Raw genomic sequence first — 18,020 nt, 5'->3', positions numbered from 1 at the left:
GAGTTTATCTTGGCGTTTTCATGTTGTTCACCGCTGCCGCCCGGCACAGCGACACCCACTAGACTTTTTCGGTCGGTGTCTTCAATCCACAATCAGTGATTGGTTTGAAAAGGGTCTGGTAAATAACTTCTTGACCCACTCCGATAAAGTTGAGGTCTACTGCTTGACCTAACTGAAATCGCCGGGTGGTGCTGGTCAGACTGGCGTTCCATTTGTCATAGCTAAACTTTTCCGGGTCTTTGCGCAAATCGACAAAGCCTGTCAATCCATTGTTATTCAGTCGCGCATTAAAGCCACTACTGGTGACGTGGGTGATTGTCGCCTTAAAAATATTATCATTATCCTTGGCTATCTTGCTCACGTAGTTGCTCGCTAGCCAGCGCTCCGCCTCCTGAGTGGCGGAGCGACTGACGGCAAGGCGTTGCATTAATTCTGCCAATATTTTGGAGTCAACGAGTTGAGCTTGGGCGCCGTTGAGGGCCGCCTTAATCTGCAAGTGCACCAAAAAGTCGGAGTACTTGCGCAAAGGAGAGGTGCAATTCGTGTAGCTGGGCAGAGCCATGCCCATGTGCGGAGACGGCTTGGTGGTCAGCGCGGCTCGAGTTAACAGACGGTTGACCATGGTGCGCAGTGGCAGAGTCGAAGTCGGCGCAGCAAGACCCCGCATGATGTCACGGTAGCCGGTCACGCTGTCCGTATCCAGCGCCGCCAGTTCAGGCGCGTGCAGGGTGAGGAATTTATTGACCTCATCCCTGCGGTCGCCACGAAAGCCAGGGTGCGAGACAAAGGGGCCGCTGGCGTTGTGCTCTATAAGAAAACGCGCAGCGCATTGATTGGCGGCAACCATGCATTCTTCTACGAGCTTTTGAGACAGGAGTTTTTCCGAGGGCTCGATCGTTTCAATTTGCTTGCTTTCGTTTAGGATCCAGCGAAAATCCTGCCGATCTTCCATTACTAGACCTTGCTCTTCCCGGCGCGACCGCAGCGCTCGGTATATCTGATACAGTGTCTCCAGTGGCGTCGAGTGGCTCATCAGCTCGTCGTACCGGCCACTGATGTAACGATCAACGGCGTAATAGGACAGCTTGCCTCGAGAGCGAACCGTGGCTTCTATAAATTCGAAGTCTCCCACCTCGCCGCCGTCAGTGACAGCAATCTTGCAAACCAGTGCGGCACGGTTTACCCCCTCCGATAGTGCGCAGGTGTCCTGAGCGAGCTCTTCAGGGAGCATTGGCAGTACATTGCCGTGGAAATAGATGGATGTGCTGCGGTCCGCTACATCACGGCGCAACTTTGAGTTGGCGTCAATGTAGGCAGTAGGGTCCGCGATGGCCACGAATAGCGTCCAGCCGCCATCGCTAATCTCTGCATAAAGTGCATCGTCTATATCCTGCGTTTTTGCCGCGTCGATAGAGACGAACTCGAGGTCAGTGAGATCTCTGCGCTTTTCCGTTTCCATCGGTTTGCAGTCGATCAATGTTTTTTTCAGTTCTTCTTTGCTTGCACTGCTCCACTGTGGGGCCAGCCGATATTTGGCAATCGTGTAGAGGTTTTCAATGCCAGGCGTCTTCTCGTTACCAATAACCGACAGTACTTTGGCCTGGGGTTTGCCATCACGAAAGGGGTGGCGGTGGATGGCACAGCGCAAATAATCGCCTTCATTTGCCCCATTAAGCGCTGGCGGCGGGATGAAAAGCCAGCGATTAAGTTGAGGTAGATCGGGCTCCACGAATATGGCCTTGCCCTTACGCACGCAGCGTCCGGTAAAGTCTGCCAGTGGGCTGCTCACCAGCTTTTCAATGTCTGCGATGGTTTTATTGTCTTTGGTGGGCCGAATGCAGATTCTGACCCGGTCATCCGGAAACACCTTGAGCATTTCCTGGGGCGGGATAAAAATTTCCCGGCCATCATCCAGAACGGCAAAGCCATATCGCGCCTGAGTGCCTTTGACTATCGCTTCTGCGTACTCTTTTTCGGCCTCCATTTGCGACTTAAGGCCTTGCAGCTGCGAGAGGGTGTCCTGATTGAGCATTTAAGGGGCAACTTTTGAAGAATCTAGCCGCGTATCGTAGCCGAAATTACCACTCCTGTCAGTGAGTTATGGTTGAAACCGACAATGTGTGTCCAATTTGTCGCAACCCCATTGACAGTTTTGCGCTGCGGGTTTAATAATCGGAGTAACGCTGTTGCAATGTACCGAGGCGTGATTTTGATGATATTCCGAAGGCTGAGCAATCTGGTTGTTGCAGATTACCTTGCGTGGAGTGACAAGTACCATTATGCCGCCAGTGACTTTCAGCAGCTGGGGCTCTCTACGCCTCCTAAAGCCGCCAAACTATTTCTTTTACCTTCCCTTCAATCCAGGATCCGACCGGACGTATCGGGCATACAGCAGAGTTTTATCCGCCTAACTTTCTGTGCAATCACTATGAGGATTTCTTTATGAACTCAGGTTCTTCGCTGCGCGTAGAAAAAGCCACAGCCCTAAAAACCGCTATTAAGAGGACGTATGTACTGGATACGAATGTTCTATTGCACGACCCCATGGCCGTCACGGCTTTTAAGCAACATCACTTAGTCATCCCCATGACCGTATTGGAAGAGTTGGATCACATCAAAGACCGGTATGAAAAAACGGTAAGCCGTGAAGCGCGCATTGCCATAAAGATGATTGATAAGGTTGTGGAGTCCGCCTCGCCGCAGGAAATTCAGTCCGGAGTGGCTATTCCCGGGTCTACTCTGGAGGGATACCCTGCGGGCACATTGGCCATTTATCCGGATCAGCGCCTAAGTCCAAACATCGATGTGCCCTACCTCGATGGTACGCAGGACCAAGCTAACGATAACCGGATAATTAACGTCGCATTAAAACTACAGGCGGAAAACCCCAAGGAGTTTATCTGTCTGGTAACCAAAGATATCAATATGCGCATCAAGGCAAAGGGCTCCGGGCTTATGCAGGTAGAGGACTATCGGCGCGATCGCGTACTCGATGACATAGACCTTTTGGCGAAGGGCTATGAGCACATAGAAGGGGACTTCTGGTCGACTATCAGTGAGGTGGATACATTGCGTGAGGGTGATTGCACGCTCCATCGTATCCCCTTGAGCGCTTTGCCTCAGGCCTATCCTAATATGTTTCTCTATGACGACCAGGAGTTTATGGCCTTTGTGAAGCGGGTAGACCGGGATTACATTTATCTTCGTTGTGACAGTCGCGATAATTTAATGAACAGGCGTTTTTGGGGGCTGGCGCCGCGCAATCTGGAGCAGGCCATGGCGATGTCTGTGCTGAATGACGATGGCGTGGATATGACAGTGATGACAGGTCCCGCTGGTTCCGGCAAGACCCTCCTAGCTCTGGCGTATGGTCTGCATGCGATTCTAGAACAGGGCAAATTCAGTAAATTGATCGTGGCCCGATCGACGCCACCTATTGCGGAGGAAATCGGTTTTCTGCCGGGCACGGAGGAGGAGAAGATGGCACCCTGGCTGGCTGCCTTCGACGATAACCTGGAGATATTGCACGGGGCAGACGAGTCTTGCCGCGGCAGTATCAATTATGTGAAAGAGCGTGCGAATATTCAGTTTAAATCGCTGAACTTTATGCGCGGACGTTCCTTTAATAACGCCTATATTATCATCGACGAAGCTCAGGGTCTGACCCAATTTCAGCTCAAGTCAGTGATCAGTCGAGTGGGTGCAGATTCGAAAATAGTGGTGCTGGGCAACTTGGCTCAAATTGATAACAAGTACATTTCGCCGCTCACGTCCGGCCTGACCTATCTTGTGGAGAAGAGTAAAGCCTACCCCCATGCAGGCATAATGCACGTTAACGGTATTGTGCGGTCACGGTTGGCGGCGTTTGCGGAGGAAAATTTGTAGGGTAGAACGGGCGGTTCCAATGTAACGGGGCCGCCAATCAAGTTACACTGGGCGCTATGGATAAATTCTTCATCTTGTTTCAGAACATAGTGCCGCAGCACCTGTTGTCACGTTGTACAGGTTTTCTCGCCGAGCTTCGTCATCCAGTGTGGTTAAAGAATGGATTGATTAGGCAGTTCATTCAGGCATTCGCCGTCGATATGTCAGAGGCGGCAGAGCCCGACTATACTCGCTATACCTGCTTCAATGAGTTTTTCACCCGCCCTCTACTCGAGGGAGCGCGTCCTCTTGCAAAGGCGGACATCCTCTGCCCCGCTGACGGCGCGATCAGCCAATTGGGTGCGATCTCTAGTGGTATGCTGTTTCAGGCTAAGGGCCGCCAGTTCTCGACTGAAGACTTGTTGGGTGGCGATAAAGTGCGAGCGGCGCAATTTAACGGTGGTCAGTTTGCCACGGTGTATCTTTCACCCAAGGATTATCATCGCGTGCACATGCCGGTGGCAGGCCGATTGACAGCGACCCGCTACATTCCAGGCCAACTGTTTTCTGTCAATGGCGTCACGGCTGAAAATGTGGATCGACTCTTCGCTCGCAATGAACGTCTGGTCTGTCACTTTGAAACTGAGTTCGGTCCCATGGCGATGATATTGGTGGGCGCTATGGTGGTTGCTGGGATTGAGACGGTATGGTCAGGCCGCGTGGCGCCGCCATCGAAGTGTCCCATGTCATTGGATTATGTCCATTTGCCGGCGCCAGTGGAGCTTGCCCAGGGCGATGAGATGGGGCGATTCATGTTGGGCTCTACCGTTATTTTGTTGTTTCCTCGTGATGTTATGTCCTTTGGTGAGCACTATGAAGCGGGGACTTTGACTCGTATGGGAGAGTCGCTGGGTTCACGCCAGTAGTGCTGGGTCTAGCGTATTTGAAGTCTAGAGCAAGCGTGCATACGCTGCCTTGCACCGCATAAAAATCGGTCGATAGTTCACATTGACGGCACTACCTAGTCCTCGTCTAAACTGGTCACAATACTGTGATAACTATTCAGTCGTCGCGTGCTAATCGCGCCTGACTCTGTGGCTTTAAGGATCGCGCATCCGGGTTCGTGATCATGCTGACAATCGCGAAATTTGCAGGTCCCCAGCAGCGGGAGGAATTCTCGAAAACCTTGCTCTACCTGCTCCTTGCTCATATGCCACAAACCAAACTCACGGATGCCTGGTGAATCGATGAGTGTGCCACCGCAGGTCAAGTGCAGTAACTGGGCAGTGGTGGTGGTATGCGTGCCCTTCTGCGTGGCTTCCGACAGCGCACCCACTCGGATATCAGCCTCTGGCAGCAGAACATTGACCAGTGAGGATTTTCCAACACCCGATTGCCCTACAAACACACTGGTGCGTTGACTTAGTGCACTGTGTAATTCTGTCAGTCCACTGTCTTTGATTGAAGTACGCAGCACCCGGTAGCCAAGGGTGGGGTAAATGGCCAATAACTCATCCAGTGATTGTGTCAGGTCCGGGTCCGAATCCAGTAGGTCCATTTTGTTCAGCAGGATGACGGGTTCGATCCCCACGGCCTCAGCCGCCACTAGGTAGCGATCGATGAGATTGGCATAGGGTTGCGGAACGGGGGCAACGACAAGCATGATCTGGTCGATATTGGCTGCGACAGGCTTCAGTTTGCCATAAGGGTCGGGTCGCGACAGCACACTGTGGCGTTCACGCTGCGCCACCACCACGCCCATTGGATCGCCATTGCACCACACAACCCTGTCTCCGGTGACTAGGCCTTGCAGGTTTGCGCGGAGATGGCAGCGCTGGCTTTCTCCTGGTGCAGATTCGACCGCAACCTGAGTACCGTAGTGCGCAACAACCAGTCCTTCCTGTTCCGGACCCAGCTCACCACCGGTGAGCGCTTCCTGCGCGTCAGTATCCCGGCGGGCCGAACGTTTGGCGCGCTCGTCCTGAATTTTTTCGATGCGCCATGCCTGTTGCCGGCTGAGTTTGCGTTTACTCATGTCGCCATTATTGGGTCACAGGCTTGGTCTGTCGAGACAATTTGTTACACTACGGACCCTATTAATGTTTTCGGACAAACAGACCATGCACAGCGCCAGCAACCTCATCTGGGTAGACTTGGAAATGACCGGTCTAAAACCGGATCAGGATGTGGTGATTGAGATCGCCACCATCGTTACTGATTCCGAACTCAATACATTAGCCGAAGGGCCGGTGATCGCTGTCCATCAGAGTGATGCCATACTCGATGGCATGGACGAATGGAATACCACACATCACAACCGCTCAGGTCTGGTGGATAGGGTGAAGGCCAGCCAATATGACGCAAAGAGAACCGAGCACGAAACCATCGCTTTTCTCGAGCAGTGGGTTCCTCGTGGGTCTTCTCCCATGTGCGGTAATACCATCTGTCAGGATCGGCGTTTTATGGCGCGTCTATTGCCGCAGCTTGAAGCCTATTTCCACTACCGTAACCTGGATGTCAGTACCCTTAAAATATTGATGCAACGCTGGCGGCCGGAGTTAGAATCGGGTTTCATCAAGACCGGCACGCACCAGGCGCTGGATGATATTCGCGAATCCATCAATGAGCTGCGTTACTACAGAGAGCATTTTCTTAGGCTGGAATAACCCCGTGTTGCTGCAGCGCCCAGGCGACATGTTCCTGCACCAGAGGCGATGAATCGTTGCGTCGGGATAGCAGGGCATCGATCACCGCATCTGACTTTGGTGCATTCCCCAGTGCGACAGCTAGGTTGCGTAGCCAGCGTTCGTGGCCGATCCGGCGGATTGCAGACCCTTCAGTTTTCGCCAAAAACGTCGCCTCATCCCACAACAGCAGTTCTACCAGATCCGCATCCGCCAATCCATGCCGGGGTTGGAAGTCGCGCTCGTCTGTCGCCTGCGCGAATTTATTCCAAGGGCAACACAGTTGACAGTCGTCGCAGCCAAAGATGCGGTTACCCATGAGGGGTCGCAAGGCAATATCGATGCTACCTCGATGCTCAATGGTCAGATAGGAAATACATTTACGAGCATCCAGTTGAAACGGTCCGGTAAAAGCGTCGGTTGGGCAAATGTCCAGACACACTGTACAGGTGCCGCAGTGTTTGCTGACCTGCGGTGTATCCACGGGCAATGGCAGATTGGTGTAGATTTCTCCTAAAAAAAACCATGAGCCCGCTTCGGCGTTGATCAACATGGCATTTTTTGCGATCCAGCCCAATCCTGCCTGCTCGGCAATAGCGCGCTCCAGCACCGGAGCGCTGTCGACAAAGGCACGATAATCACCACCTCCGACCTCTTTTTCAATGCGACGCGCAAGCTGTGACAGACGTTTGCGAATCAATTTGTGGTAATCACGCCCTAATGCGTAGCGCGAGATATAGGCCTTTCGCGGCGATGCTAATACCTCAAGTGCCTGTGTGTCTCTTTCCAGGTAGTCCATGCGCAGCGCAAGAACGCGCAGTGTTCCCGGTACCAGTTCCTGTGGCCGGGAGCGCTTGCTGCCGTGGCGGGCCATGTAATCCATGCTCCCGTGATAGCCTGCATCTAGCCACTTTTGCAGGTAGGCCTCATGTTCGCCGAGGTCAACGCCAGTCACACCCAGTTGCTGAAATCCGAGTTCGGTGGCCCATTGCCGAATTTTTTGCGACAGCGCCTCCAGTTCCTGTGATGTAAGTTGTTGCGTCAATTTGCTGCGACCATTGATTGGCATCTGGGTATAATTCTGACAGAACTGGATTTCGTATGTGCTTCTTTTTGCTTTTTTGTTCAGGCGGCGGGCGGCACGAAGAAAAATGTACTGTCAATACGACCGTAAAGTTGAGTGGTAAAGATGTTAGGCACTGAAAATCTATACACCGCAGCACAGACCCGCGCACTGGATCAGTGCGCCATCTGCGAGCATAACATTCCAGGCATCACCTTGATGGCGCGGGCCGCTGATGCGGCGCTCAGGTATTTGCTTGAAGTCTGGCCAGAGCCGGAGCGGTTACAGGTGATCTGCGGCACGGGTAGCAATGGCGGTGATGGTTTTTTGATGGCTGATCTGGCGCATAAACGCGGTATCAATGTCACGGTATTCCAGTTGGGTGACCTCAAAAAAATGGTTGGGGATGCGGCATTGGCGATGCAACAGGCGCAGGTCAACGGCGTGGAAATAGTGCCTTTTGATCGTGATTTATTGATGCCCGAGGGGGTTGTCGTCGATGCCATGCTGGGTACAGGCCTGGGAGGCGAGGTGCGCGGCGTTTTTATTGACGCGATTGCAGCGATTAACGCCAGCGGCGCGCCAGTGGTGGCGGTGGATATACCCTCGGGGCTTTGCGCCGATACAGGAGCCGTGTTGGGGTCTGCGGTGGTGGCTGATCTGACGGTGACCTTTGTCGGGTTGAAGCGTGGTTTATTTACGCTGCAGGGACCGGAGTATAGCGGCGCTGTGCAATTCTCTGATCTGGCGGTTTTCCCTGAGGTCTATGCTGCGGTTCCTGCCCATTGTGCTCGGCTCGCACTGGAACCGCTGCTGGAACACTTGCCGCCGAGGTCCGCCAGCGCTCACAAAGGGGTTTTCGGTAACGTGCTGGTGGTTGGGGGTGACTATGGCTTCGCCGGCGCTGCGGCTATGGCCGCCGAGTCTGCACTGCGCTGTGGGGCCGGCCTAGTGCAAGTTGCGACGCGTGCGGAACATGTGTCTGCGCTGGTAGCCCGAACGCCGGAGGTCATGCCCAGAGGTGTCGCTTCGGGCGACGAATTTGCTGCTATGGTGGAGGCTGCCGATGTGTTGGTGGTGGGCCCCGGCCTGGGTCAGTCCCCTTGGTCAATAGAGCTGCTGCGGCTGTCGCTGGCCTGCGGCAAGCCTTTGGTGCTAGATGCGGACGCGCTCAATGTATTGGCCGCGGGAACGCTGGGTAAAATGGCTGCTGTCAGCAATTGGGTGTTGACGCCACACCCGGGTGAAGCTGCCCGTCTGCTCGGTTGTAGCACTGGACAGGTACAGGCAGACCGGTTTGCCTCCGTCAGTGCTCTACAGCAGCGTTACGGCGGTGTCGTTATTCTCAAAGGTAATGGCAGTCTGATCACTGGCGGCGGACATATTCTGCTCAGTGACTATGGCAACCCCGGTATGGCCAGCGGTGGTATGGGGGATGTGCTCAGTGGTGTGATTGGGGCTCTACTGGCACAGCATCTGCCGCCTCTGGAAGCGGCAGCTCTGGGCGTGTGTTTACATGGGGCGGCTGCGGATATCGCTGCCCAAGAGGGTCAACGTGGATTGGCTGCCACCGATTTAATTCCCAAGATGCGGTCAATGTTAGGATGACAGACGCGCTATTTACGGTAACCGCACCTGATGAGGAGGCAATGGTGGCTCTGGGCGCAAGGGTGGCAGCGGTGTGCGAGCCGGGTCTGGTAGTATTTTTGGAGGGTAATTTGGGCATGGGCAAAACCACCTTCAGTCGCGGTTTTATCCGGTCGCTGGGTCATAGCGGCGCGGTAAAAAGCCCCACCTATACGCTAGTGGAGCCCTATCAGCTGGGGGGGCTGGAGGTGTTTCATTTCGATCTGTATCGTTTGGAGGACCCCGAAGAGTTGGAGTTCATGGGAATTCGCGATTATTTTGGTGATATGTCGGTTTGTTTGGTGGAATGGCCTAAGCGGGGCCTGGGTGCTTTGCCCTTGGGAGACTTAGTGATTAACATAGCTCAACACGGTCCGGGGCGTCGTTTGATGTTTGAGGCCGCGACTGAGCGGGGCAGGCGAGTGCTAGCGCGAATGCTGACAGAACCCGCAGCCTAGACAAAAGCCTCAAGACATAAGGGTAAGAAACCTTCAGCGGAATTAGTGAGCGAGAGCGGTATGGGCAGGGCGGGTTGGATCTTGGTGGTCCTGTGTTTTCTGGGGTCATCCTCAGTGTGGGCCGTGGACGTGCACGATGCGCGCCTGTGGCGTGCGCCTGACCACACACGGATCGTGTTTGATCTCACCGGACCTGCGGAACATTCGCTTCTCGTGCTGTCCAACCCCCGTCGCATCGTTCTGGATATACAAGACACCAATCTGCGCACTAATTTGGCTGACCTGAAGTTGGCGAACACGCCGGTGTCATTGGTGCGCTCTGGTGTGCGTGAGGGTGATGATCTGCGCATTGTTATGGAGGTCAGTGCCCAGGTCGATCCTCGGAGTTTTGCGCTGCAAGCGAACGAGCAAGCGGGATACAGGCTGGTTCTGGATTTGTACGACTACCAAGCTCTGCAGTCGGTCCCTGCCGTTAAAAAGAGCGTTCAGGAGTCTGCCAAGCGCAACATAATCATTGCCATTGATGCGGGGCATGGGGGAGAGGATCCTGGCGCCACGGGTCCAAATCGGTTGCGGGAAAAAGACGTGGTACTGGCGATCGCCAAAGAACTGAAAGCCCTATTTAAAGCCGATGTGGGTTTTCAGCCGATAATGATTCGCTCCGGCGATTACTACGTCAGTCTTAAGGGTCGCAGGGATTTAGCCCGCAAACATCAGGCGGATCTGTTTGTATCCATTCATGCCGATGCCTTCAAGCGTAAGCAAGCGCACGGAGCCTCGGTGTATGCCCTGTCTAATGGCGGCGCAACCAGCACGGCGGCGCTTCACCTCGCGCAGCGCGAGAATGCCGCAGACCTGGTGGGAGGCGTCAGCCTATCAGATAAGGATGATATGCTGGCGGGGGTGTTAGCGGACTTGTCCATGACGTCAACGCTGGATACCAGTTTGCAGCTGGGGAATCAGGTGCTACGTAATGTGGATGACATCGCCCATCTGCATAAAAAACAAGTTGAACAAGCGGGATTTGCCGTATTGAAATCTCCGGATGTTCCCTCCATTCTGGTGGAGACCGGCTTTATCTCAAATCCTAAGGAATCAAGTCTGCTTGCGACCAGCCGGTATCAGAAGAAAATGGCCAGCGCCATCCATCGCGGTATCAAGGGGTGGTTCTTTGCCCATCCACCCTCGGGCACATTGCTGGCGTGGCAAAAGCAACAGCGCGGCCAGCAATATATTATTGCTCGAGGTGATACACTGTCTGGTATTGCCGATCGCTTCAGTATTTCCCTTGCCGATCTCAAGAGCTACAACAGAATGGATAGCTCAAAGATATTGGTAGGACAGAAGTTGAACATTCCCAAGAGCTGATAATACTGTCTCATGTCCCGAATTTTTTTGCTTAGTTCTAGGCTGGCTAATCAGATCGCCGCTGGTGAGGTTGTCGAGCGTCCTGCGTCTGTCGCGAAGGAAGTGCTGGAAAATAGTCTGGATGCGGGTGCGACCCGGATCGATATCGATGTTGAATCGGGCGGCTCCAAGTTAATTCGTATTCGCGATGACGGCAGCGGCATCCCCTCAGAGGATATGTCTCTGGCCCTGGCCCGCCATGCCACCAGTAAAATTACCTCGCTGGAAGATCTTGAGCAGGTGAGCAGCCTTGGCTTTCGGGGAGAGGCACTGGCCAGTATCGGTTCAGTATCGCGCCTGACGCTCACCAGTAATGCCCACGAGCAGGGCAGCGAGGGCATCAGTGCTGCTTGTGAAGGGCGCGATATGGAGGTGCAGCTTAAGCCCGCTCCTCATCCTCAGGGCACCACAGTGGAGGTGCGTGACCTGTTTTTCAATACACCCGCCCGACGCAAATTTCTGCGCAAAGAGAAGACCGAGTTCAATCATTTAGAGGAAGTCGTGAAGCGGCTGGCCTTGTCACGCTTCGATGTGACATTTTCGCTGCGCCACAATGGCAAGGTAGTGCACAACTTGAAGGCGGCCACGCTTCCGTCTGAGCGCCAGCGTCGCGTTGCCGCGATCTGCGGTCCCGCCTTTATGGAGCAGGCCATTTCTATCGAGTCGGAGGCCCCGCCCTATCGTCTATCGGGCTGGGTTGGGCTGCCGACTTTTTCGCGCAGTCAGGCCGATCTACAGTACTTTTTTGTTAACGGACGGGTCATTCGTGACCGGCTGATCGCCCATGCTGTAAAGCAGGCTTATCGCGATGTGTTGTATCACGGACGCCACCCCGCCTTTGTGCTTTACCTCGAGCTGGATGCGGCGCAGGTCGATGTCAATGTCCACCCGACTAAACACGAGGTGCGCTTTAGAGATAGCCGTGCAGTCCACAACTTCATCTTCTCCAGCTTGCATCGAGCCCTAGCGGACGTGCGTCCGGCACAGGACCAAGGCCGAGACCCACTTCCTGAACACATGCTCGCCACTGGTGATGGCATGGCGATTAATACGGCCACTGGAGAGATAAGCAATCAGAGCGCACTGGCCTGGGGAGCGCCTAGTGCGAGTCGTCAGGGAAGCGCAGGTGGCTCTTTCGGGCGCTATCCGCCTGCCGCGGGTCAGGTGGGAGAACAAATGAGTGGCTATAGGCGCTTGCATGGCCTACCTGCAGTGGATTCGGATGAGGAGGCCCCGCCGCTGGGCTACGCTCTGGCGCAATTAAAGGGTGTCTATATTCTGGCCGAAAATGCACACGGCATGGTGTTAGTCGACATGCACGCTGCGCATGAGCGCATCACGTATGAGCGTCTCAAGTCGGCCCGCGACGAAGAGGGCATCCGCAGTCAGCCCCTGTTAGTCCCACAATCTGTCGCTGTCAGTCAGCGCGAAGTGCAGGTGGCACAACACCATAGCGAATTGTTCCAGCGTTTGGGCTTGTCGGTTGAGGCAGGGGGAGAGGAGGTCCTGATGATTCGGCAAATTCCGGTGGTCCTGAGGGACTCCAATGTGGAACAGTTGTTGCGCGATGTGCTGGCAGACCTGATTGAATTTGGTAGCTCAGAGCGTATTGAGGCACATATGGATGAGATTCTTTCCACCATGGCCTGCCATGGTTCGGTGCGCGCAAACCGTCGTCTTACCCTTCCAGAGATGAACGCCCTGCTACGGGACATGGAAGAAACCGAGCGATCCGGCCAATGCAACCATGGTCGACCCACCTGGATTCAAATGGGTCTAGACGAATTGGATAAACTGTTTTTACGCGGTCGCTGAGGTAAAGGTGACATCGAAAAACCCCCTATTGATCTGTCTTATGGGCCCTACGGCTTCCGGTAAGACCGATCTAGCCATTGAATTGGCTCAGCGGTTGGACTGTGAATTGGTTAGCGTCGATTCTGCTCTGGTCTACCGCGGCCTGGATATTGGTAGCGCGAAACCCGATTACCCTCATCACTTGGTGGATATTCGTGATCCAGCCCAGCCCTACTCTGCAGCGGACTTTGTGGTGGATGCCGACCGATTAGCGGTCGATATCATCGCTAGGGGTAAGACGCCTCTGCTGGTGGGCGGTACCATGCTCTATTTTAAGGCTTTTCTGGAGGGGTTGGATGAGATGCCGGGTGCGGAACCCTCTATTCGCGCGGAGATAGCCGCCCAAGCCGCATTGCACGGGTGGGTCGCTGTCCATAAAGAACTGGCAGCAGTAGATCCGCTCTCTGCGGCACGAATCCACCCTAACCATTCCCAGCGCCTCAGCAGGGCACTAGAAGTTTATCGCGCCAGCGGAATTACTATGACGCAGTGGCATAATAAAAGTGGCGTGGGCGCAGGGCTTGCCAAAGCTAATGCGGGCGCTTTTGACCGCTACCGCGTGGTGCAATTGGCGATTTGTCCGGCTGAGCGAGACACGCTGCATCAGCGGATAGCGCTGCGATTTGAGCTGATGATGGCGGCGGGTTTGCTGGATGAGGTTCGCAGCCTCTGGCAGCGCCAAGATTTGAACGATGAGCTTCCGGCCGCGCGTGCGGTGGGTTACCGGCAGCTTTGGCAGTACCTAGACGGGGGGTGTACGCTTGACGAGGCCGTTAACAATGCGTTAGCTGCGACCCGCCAACTGGCTAAGCGACAACTGACTTGGTTGCGAAAGTGGCCCGATCTTGGTTGGATTTACACCGATCATGCTGGTAAATTCGCTCAAAGTAGCCTGTCTGAAAATTTGCAATTATCGCCAGGAAAGAAACCGTTGGATTTGGCCTTGAACTATCTTGTTCAGACCCCACTATAACTGTGGTAAAAAAGCATTATACTGTGAGCGGTTGAATCCAAGACCCGTTATCTGCCCCTAAAGCCGGTAAGCCTAGGTTTTTGATGGTGGTAAGAGGTTGTTTTTTTTATAACATTTCGGCTCTATTTGGGCCTTATTAGGAGTAAGTTATGTCGAAAGGGCATTCGCTACAAGACCCTTATTTGAATGTTTTACGTAAGGAACGTGTTCCCGTTTCAATTTATCTGGTTAATGGCATCAAGCTACAGGGGCAGATTGAGTCTTTTGATCAGTTTGTCGTGCTGCTTAAAAACACCGTCAGCCAGATGGTCTACAAGCATGCGATTTCCACTGTTGTTCCATCCCGTGTGGTCCGCATACCGCTGCAGCACCCCGAGGAAGAAGGCGAAGAAGCCAGTTAAATGCTTTTTCGTCAGATGTCTAAAGGGTCTCCGTCGCCGGCTGATTCTGGCTTGACGAGGTAGCCTTGTTCTTTGATCGTCCCGATTCCGGAGAGAGCGCTGTCCTTGTCCACCTGAAGCTTGGCAGTGAGTCGCAGCGCGAAGACCCTCGCGAGTTTGAGGAGCTTGTCCTGTCTGCAGGCGGTGACCCGGTGGCCTACATAATGGGTGCCCGTGATGTGCCTCATGCCCGCACCTTTGTGGGAAGCGGAAAGCTTGCGGAAATCAAAGTGCAAGTGGACGAGCAGTGTGCTGAGGTTGTGATGTTCAATCATGCGCTCAGCCCAAGCCAAGAGCGGAATTTGGAGCAGGAACTGGAGTGCCGGGTATTGGATCGCACGGGCTTGATACTGGATATTTTTGCCCAGCGAGCGCGAACCCATGAAGGCAAGCTGCAGGTCGAGCTGGCGCTATTGCAACATATCGCGACTCGCTTAGTGCGGGGTTGGACGCACCTAGAGCGTCAAAAGGGCGGCATCGGTCTGCGTGGTCCGGGTGAAACCCAGCTAGAGACAGACCGTCGTCTGTTGCGTGCGCGCATTAAATCGATCACTGCTAGGCTGGAAAAAGTGCGCAAACAGCGCGATCAGGGTCGTCGCTCTCGGAAGAGGGCGGAGATACCCACGGTTTCGCTCGTGGGGTATACCAATGCGGGGAAGTCCACGCTGTTTAATTATATGACTGAATCCACGGTGTACGTGGCCGACCAATTGTTTGCGACGTTAGACCCTACGCTACGGCGTCTGGAGCTTGAAAATGTAGGCCCTGTTGTGCTGGCAGACACAGTGGGCTTTATCGCGCATTTACCCCATAAGCTGGTGGAGGCGTTCAAGGCAACACTTGAAGAAACACTGAATGCTGATTTGCTGCTGCATGTGGTCGATGGCGCCAGCGATGAACGGGATAGTAATATCGCCGAGGTACAGGATGTGCTGACCGAGATTGGCGCAGAGGGAATTCCCCAGCTGCAGGTTTTCAACAAACTGGATTTACTGGAACAGGCGCCACGCTTGGAGCGCAACGCCGAAGGGCGGCCTGAGCGCGTCTGGCTGAGTGCGGCAACGGGCGCAGGTATTGAGCTGCTCCTGCAGGCTATCGCTGAGCTGGTTGGCCAGGATATGGTATCTGAAGAGTTGTATCTTGACCCGGGCCAGGGCGGCCTGCGTGCTGCATTTTACAGTATGGGTGCGGTGGAGCGCGAAGACTACGACGATGCCGGTGTGGCTTGTCTGCGCGTGCATCTGCCACGTGCGGACTGGAATCGGATAATGAAGAAAGGGCCCGAGCCCCTATTTTAGTTGTCGGCAAAGTGCCGCTACTGCGTACCCTGAGCAAAAAATTTGGTAAACTATTTTCATTGTTTAAATTAGGAGTGAGTTATGGCCTGGAATGAACCGACGGGTGGTAGCAATAAACCCAAGGATCCCTGGGGTGGCAACAACAGCAATCAAGGGCCGCCTGATCTGGATGAAGTACTAAAAAATCTGCAAGCCAAGCTGCAAGGCCTGTTCGGCGGCGGTGGCAGTGGCAGTGGGGGTGGCTCATCCAGCGGGGCGAGTAGCCCTGCCTTCTCCGGCGCGGTGGTGGTGGTGTTGGTGGTCTTAGCGTTGTTGGTGTGGGCGGTCATGGGAGTCTATCAGGTCGACCAACAGCAACGCGGTGTCGTACTGCGTTTTGGCAAGTATTACGATACCGTGCAGCCCGGATTGCAGTGGAATCCGCCCATTATCGATGATGTAACCTTGTTGAATGTCACCAAGGTTCGCTCCATCAGCTTGCGCGAAATCATGCTTACCCAAGATGAAAATATCGTTGAAGTGCAGCTGTCAGTGCAATACGTCATCGACAATCCCGTTGATTTTGTACTCAAGGTACGGGACCCTGAACGTTCGCTACAGCATGCCGCTCAGAGTGCGCTGCGCCATGTAGTGGGTGGGATTAGTATGAACATGGTGCTCACGGAAGGGCGTGCGCAGATCGCAGTTGATGTGCAGCGACGGCTTCAGGAGTACATCAATCTGTATCACACAGGCATACTAGTCAGTAAGGTGACGGTTGACGAATCTAAGCCGCCCACCCAGGTCCAAGCCGCGTTTGATGACGTGATCAAGGCCCGTGAAGATGAGGAGCGTGTACAAAACGAAGCGCAGGCCTACGCCAATGGCGTGGTCCCTGAGGCTCGCGGCGGTGCTCAGCGTCAGATCGAGGAAGCCAATGCCTATAAACAACAAGTTATCGCCAATGCAGAGGGTGAAGCCGAGCGTTTTACTAAGCTGCTGACGGAGTATCAGAAGTCACCCGCGGTGACTCGCGAACGTCTGTATCTCGATGCGGTGCAGAAGGTGTACTCTGAAACCAGCAAGGTGATGGTCGATGTCGATGGCGGCAGCAACATGATGTACCTGCCATTGGACAAACTGGCCGAGCGTAGCCAGCGCACCAACTCCGGGGGTGGGTTCGATGTGAACAGCTCCAACATTCGAGAATTGACTAACGCAGTCACCGAGCAGCTGCGCAATGATGCCGCGGTGACCGATGGCCGCAGGGGAGGGCGATAAACATGTCTGGACGTAATGTGGTATTTATTTTTATTGCGCTGTCTCTGTTGCTAATTGTCAGCAAGTCGTTGTATGTGATCAAAGAAACAGAGCGCGGTGTCCTGTTGCGGTTTGGCGAGGTGGTTAATCCTAATATTGAGCCGGGCCTGCATGTAAAAGTTCCTTTTGTAAACAACGTGCGAAAATTCGATGGTCGAGTTTTGACCGTAGATTCAACACCTGAGCGCTTTTTTACGCAGGAAAAGAAAGCGTTGATCGTGGACTCCTATGCGAAGTTTAAGGTGTCTGACACGGAGAAGTTTTACACGGCCACCAACGGTGAAGAATCGAGGGCAATGGCGCTGTTGGCACAGCGGATTAATAACGGCTTACGCAACCAGGTTGCCATCCGTACGATTCAGGAAGTGGTCTCTGGTGAGCGTGATGAGTTAATGCAAACGCTGACAGAGGAAATGACGATTGTTGCTCAACAAGAGCTGGGTGTCGAAGTTGTTGATGTGCGTGTGAAGCAGATTGATCTTCCGCCGGATGTGTCCGAGTCTGTCTATAGGCGCATGAACGCTGAGCGAGAGAAAGAGGCGCGCGAACACCGCTCTCAAGGACAGGAGCTGGGAGAGGGTATTCGTGCGGCGGCTGATCGGGAGGTCACGGTGCTGGAGGCCAACGCTTACCGCGATTCGGAGCTGATTCGTGGTGAGGGTGATGCCACTGCCACAGCGACTTACGCGGAGGCATTTACCCAAGATCCCGAGTTTTACTCCTTTACGCGCAGCCTCAGAGCTTATCAGGATGCTTTTCGGGGCAACGGCGACATTATGTTACTGCAGCCCGATAGCGAGTTTTTTCGGTATCTGAAAGACCCTAAAGGCGGGAAGTAGCTGATTTAGCCAGGAGCGTATGTGGACTTTTGGCAGGTACTTCCGGTAGCGATTGCTTTGGTATTTATTATCGAAGGGATGCTGCCGTTCATCAGCCCAAATCGCTGGCGCACCATGCTTGTAATGGTGGAGCAGATGGATGACCGGATGATCCGCAATGTTGGCCTAGGCAGCATGCTGTTCGGTGTCGTTATATTGTATTTGATGCATTAGGG

General features: G+C 54.1%; 16 protein-coding genes. 13 read left to right on the top strand and 3 right to left on the bottom strand.

Annotation, left to right across the window (positions count from 1 at the left end; genetic code table 11):
• Positions 1-58: 58 nt before the first annotated feature.
• Complete coding sequence (locus ABXT62_RS14305; RefSeq protein WP_415355959.1) at positions 59-2,032, bottom strand: VacB/RNase II family 3'-5' exoribonuclease; 1,974 nt, start codon at positions 2,030-2,032, stop codon at positions 59-61.
• Positions 2,033-2,442: 410 nt separating this feature from the next.
• On the opposite strand from ABXT62_RS14305, the gene ABXT62_RS14300 reads away from it, so the two are divergent.
• Entirely contained in the window at positions 2,443-3,885 is a 1,443-nt protein-coding gene (locus tag ABXT62_RS14300) for a PhoH family protein (protein ID WP_415355958.1), read from the top strand.
• A gap of 74 nt (positions 3,886-3,959) precedes the next feature.
• Positions 3,960-4,790, top strand: a complete 831-nt coding sequence (asd, locus tag ABXT62_RS14295; RefSeq protein ID WP_415355957.1) for an archaetidylserine decarboxylase — start codon at positions 3,960-3,962, stop codon at positions 4,788-4,790.
• A 95-nt stretch (positions 4,791-4,885) separates the two neighbouring features.
• On the opposite strand, the gene rsgA is transcribed toward asd, so the two are convergent.
• Positions 4,886-5,899, bottom strand: coding sequence for a small ribosomal subunit biogenesis GTPase RsgA (rsgA, locus tag ABXT62_RS14290; protein WP_415355956.1), 1,014 nt, complete (start codon positions 5,897-5,899; stop codon positions 4,886-4,888).
• 85 nt (positions 5,900-5,984) lie between these two features.
• Here rsgA and orn point away from each other — a divergent pair, with 85 nt between their 5' ends.
• Positions 5,985-6,530: an oligoribonuclease gene (orn, locus tag ABXT62_RS14285; protein WP_415358220.1), complete on the top strand. Its 546-nt coding sequence runs from the start codon at positions 5,985-5,987 to the stop codon at positions 6,528-6,530.
• Here orn and queG read toward each other — a convergent pair.
• Complete coding sequence (gene queG / locus ABXT62_RS14280; protein WP_415355955.1) at positions 6,517-7,617, bottom strand: tRNA epoxyqueuosine(34) reductase QueG; 1,101 nt, start codon at positions 7,615-7,617, stop codon at positions 6,517-6,519. The two genes, orn and queG, sit on opposite strands and share 14 nt — an antisense overlap.
• Before the next feature lie 120 nt (positions 7,618-7,737).
• Here queG and ABXT62_RS14275 point away from each other — a divergent pair, with 120 nt between their 5' ends.
• The 10 genes from ABXT62_RS14275 to ABXT62_RS14230 all read left to right on the top strand — a co-directional run bounded on the left by ABXT62_RS14275 (position 7,738) and on the right by ABXT62_RS14230 (position 18,018).
• Positions 7,738-9,219: an NAD(P)H-hydrate dehydratase gene (locus ABXT62_RS14275; RefSeq protein ID WP_415355954.1), complete on the top strand. Its 1,482-nt coding sequence runs from the start codon at positions 7,738-7,740 to the stop codon at positions 9,217-9,219.
• Entirely contained in the window at positions 9,216-9,695 is a 480-nt protein-coding gene (gene tsaE, locus ABXT62_RS14270; protein ID WP_415355953.1) for a tRNA (adenosine(37)-N6)-threonylcarbamoyltransferase complex ATPase subunit type 1 TsaE, read from the top strand. The genes ABXT62_RS14275 and tsaE overlap by 4 nt, the downstream gene beginning before the upstream one ends.
• A gap of 60 nt (positions 9,696-9,755) precedes the next feature.
• On the top strand, positions 9,756-11,063 hold the full coding sequence (locus ABXT62_RS14265) for an N-acetylmuramoyl-L-alanine amidase (protein ID WP_415355952.1): 1,308 nt from the start codon (positions 9,756-9,758) through the stop codon (positions 11,061-11,063).
• A gap of 12 nt (positions 11,064-11,075) precedes the next feature.
• A complete protein-coding gene (gene mutL, locus ABXT62_RS14260; RefSeq protein WP_415355951.1) occupies positions 11,076-12,917 on the top strand; it encodes a DNA mismatch repair endonuclease MutL in 1,842 nt (613 codons plus the stop codon).
• A gap of 40 nt (positions 12,918-12,957) precedes the next feature.
• Positions 12,958-13,929 (top strand): tRNA (adenosine(37)-N6)-dimethylallyltransferase MiaA, encoded by a 972-nt coding sequence (miaA, locus tag ABXT62_RS14255; RefSeq protein ID WP_415358219.1) that lies wholly within the window; start codon positions 12,958-12,960, stop codon positions 13,927-13,929.
• Positions 13,930-14,078: 149 nt separating this feature from the next.
• Positions 14,079-14,330 (top strand): RNA chaperone Hfq, encoded by a 252-nt coding sequence (gene hfq, locus ABXT62_RS14250; RefSeq protein ID WP_415355950.1) that lies wholly within the window; start codon positions 14,079-14,081, stop codon positions 14,328-14,330.
• 65 nt (positions 14,331-14,395) lie between these two features.
• A complete protein-coding gene (gene hflX / locus ABXT62_RS14245; protein WP_415355949.1) occupies positions 14,396-15,667 on the top strand; it encodes a ribosome rescue GTPase HflX in 1,272 nt (423 codons plus the stop codon).
• Between the two features lie 81 nt (positions 15,668-15,748).
• Positions 15,749-16,927 (top strand): FtsH protease activity modulator HflK, encoded by a 1,179-nt coding sequence (gene hflK / locus ABXT62_RS14240; protein ID WP_415355948.1) that lies wholly within the window; start codon positions 15,749-15,751, stop codon positions 16,925-16,927.
• A gap of 2 nt (positions 16,928-16,929) precedes the next feature.
• Entirely contained in the window at positions 16,930-17,805 is an 876-nt protein-coding gene (gene hflC / locus ABXT62_RS14235; RefSeq protein WP_415355947.1) for a protease modulator HflC, read from the top strand.
• Positions 17,806-17,826: 21 nt separating this feature from the next.
• Complete coding sequence (locus tag ABXT62_RS14230; RefSeq protein ID WP_415355946.1) at positions 17,827-18,018, top strand: DUF2065 domain-containing protein; 192 nt, start codon at positions 17,827-17,829, stop codon at positions 18,016-18,018.
• Positions 18,019-18,020 lie beyond the last annotated feature (2 nt).

It is taken from the genome of Halioglobus sp. Uisw_031 (genome assembly GCF_047729875.1).
Taxonomy (GTDB): Bacteria; Pseudomonadota; Gammaproteobacteria; order Pseudomonadales; family Halieaceae; genus Marimicrobium.
This window is presented reverse-complemented; position numbering and strand designations above follow the sequence as displayed.

Coding starts and splice junctions, on each gene's coding strand:
- ABXT62_RS14305 (WP_415355959.1), bottom strand. CDS start 2,032: ATGCTCAATCAGGACACCCTCTCGCAGCTGCAAGGCCTTAAGTCGCAA.
- ABXT62_RS14300 (WP_415355958.1), top strand. CDS start 2,443: ATGAACTCAGGTTCTTCGCTGCGCGTAGAAAAAGCCACAGCCCTAAAA.
- rsgA (WP_415355956.1), bottom strand. CDS start 5,899: ATGAGTAAACGCAAACTCAGCCGGCAACAGGCATGGCGCATCGAAAAA.
- orn (WP_415358220.1), top strand. CDS start 5,985: ATGCACAGCGCCAGCAACCTCATCTGGGTAGACTTGGAAATGACCGGT.
- queG (WP_415355955.1), bottom strand. CDS start 7,617: ATGCCAATCAATGGTCGCAGCAAATTGACGCAACAACTTACATCACAG.
- ABXT62_RS14275 (WP_415355954.1), top strand. CDS start 7,738: ATGTTAGGCACTGAAAATCTATACACCGCAGCACAGACCCGCGCACTG.
- tsaE (WP_415355953.1), top strand. CDS start 9,216: ATGACAGACGCGCTATTTACGGTAACCGCACCTGATGAGGAGGCAATG.
- ABXT62_RS14265 (WP_415355952.1), top strand. CDS start 9,756: ATGGGCAGGGCGGGTTGGATCTTGGTGGTCCTGTGTTTTCTGGGGTCA.
- mutL (WP_415355951.1), top strand. CDS start 11,076: ATGTCCCGAATTTTTTTGCTTAGTTCTAGGCTGGCTAATCAGATCGCC.
- miaA (WP_415358219.1), top strand. CDS start 12,958: ATGGGCCCTACGGCTTCCGGTAAGACCGATCTAGCCATTGAATTGGCT.
- hfq (WP_415355950.1), top strand. CDS start 14,079: ATGTCGAAAGGGCATTCGCTACAAGACCCTTATTTGAATGTTTTACGT.
- hflK (WP_415355948.1), top strand. CDS start 15,749: ATGGCCTGGAATGAACCGACGGGTGGTAGCAATAAACCCAAGGATCCC.
- hflC (WP_415355947.1), top strand. CDS start 16,930: ATGTCTGGACGTAATGTGGTATTTATTTTTATTGCGCTGTCTCTGTTG.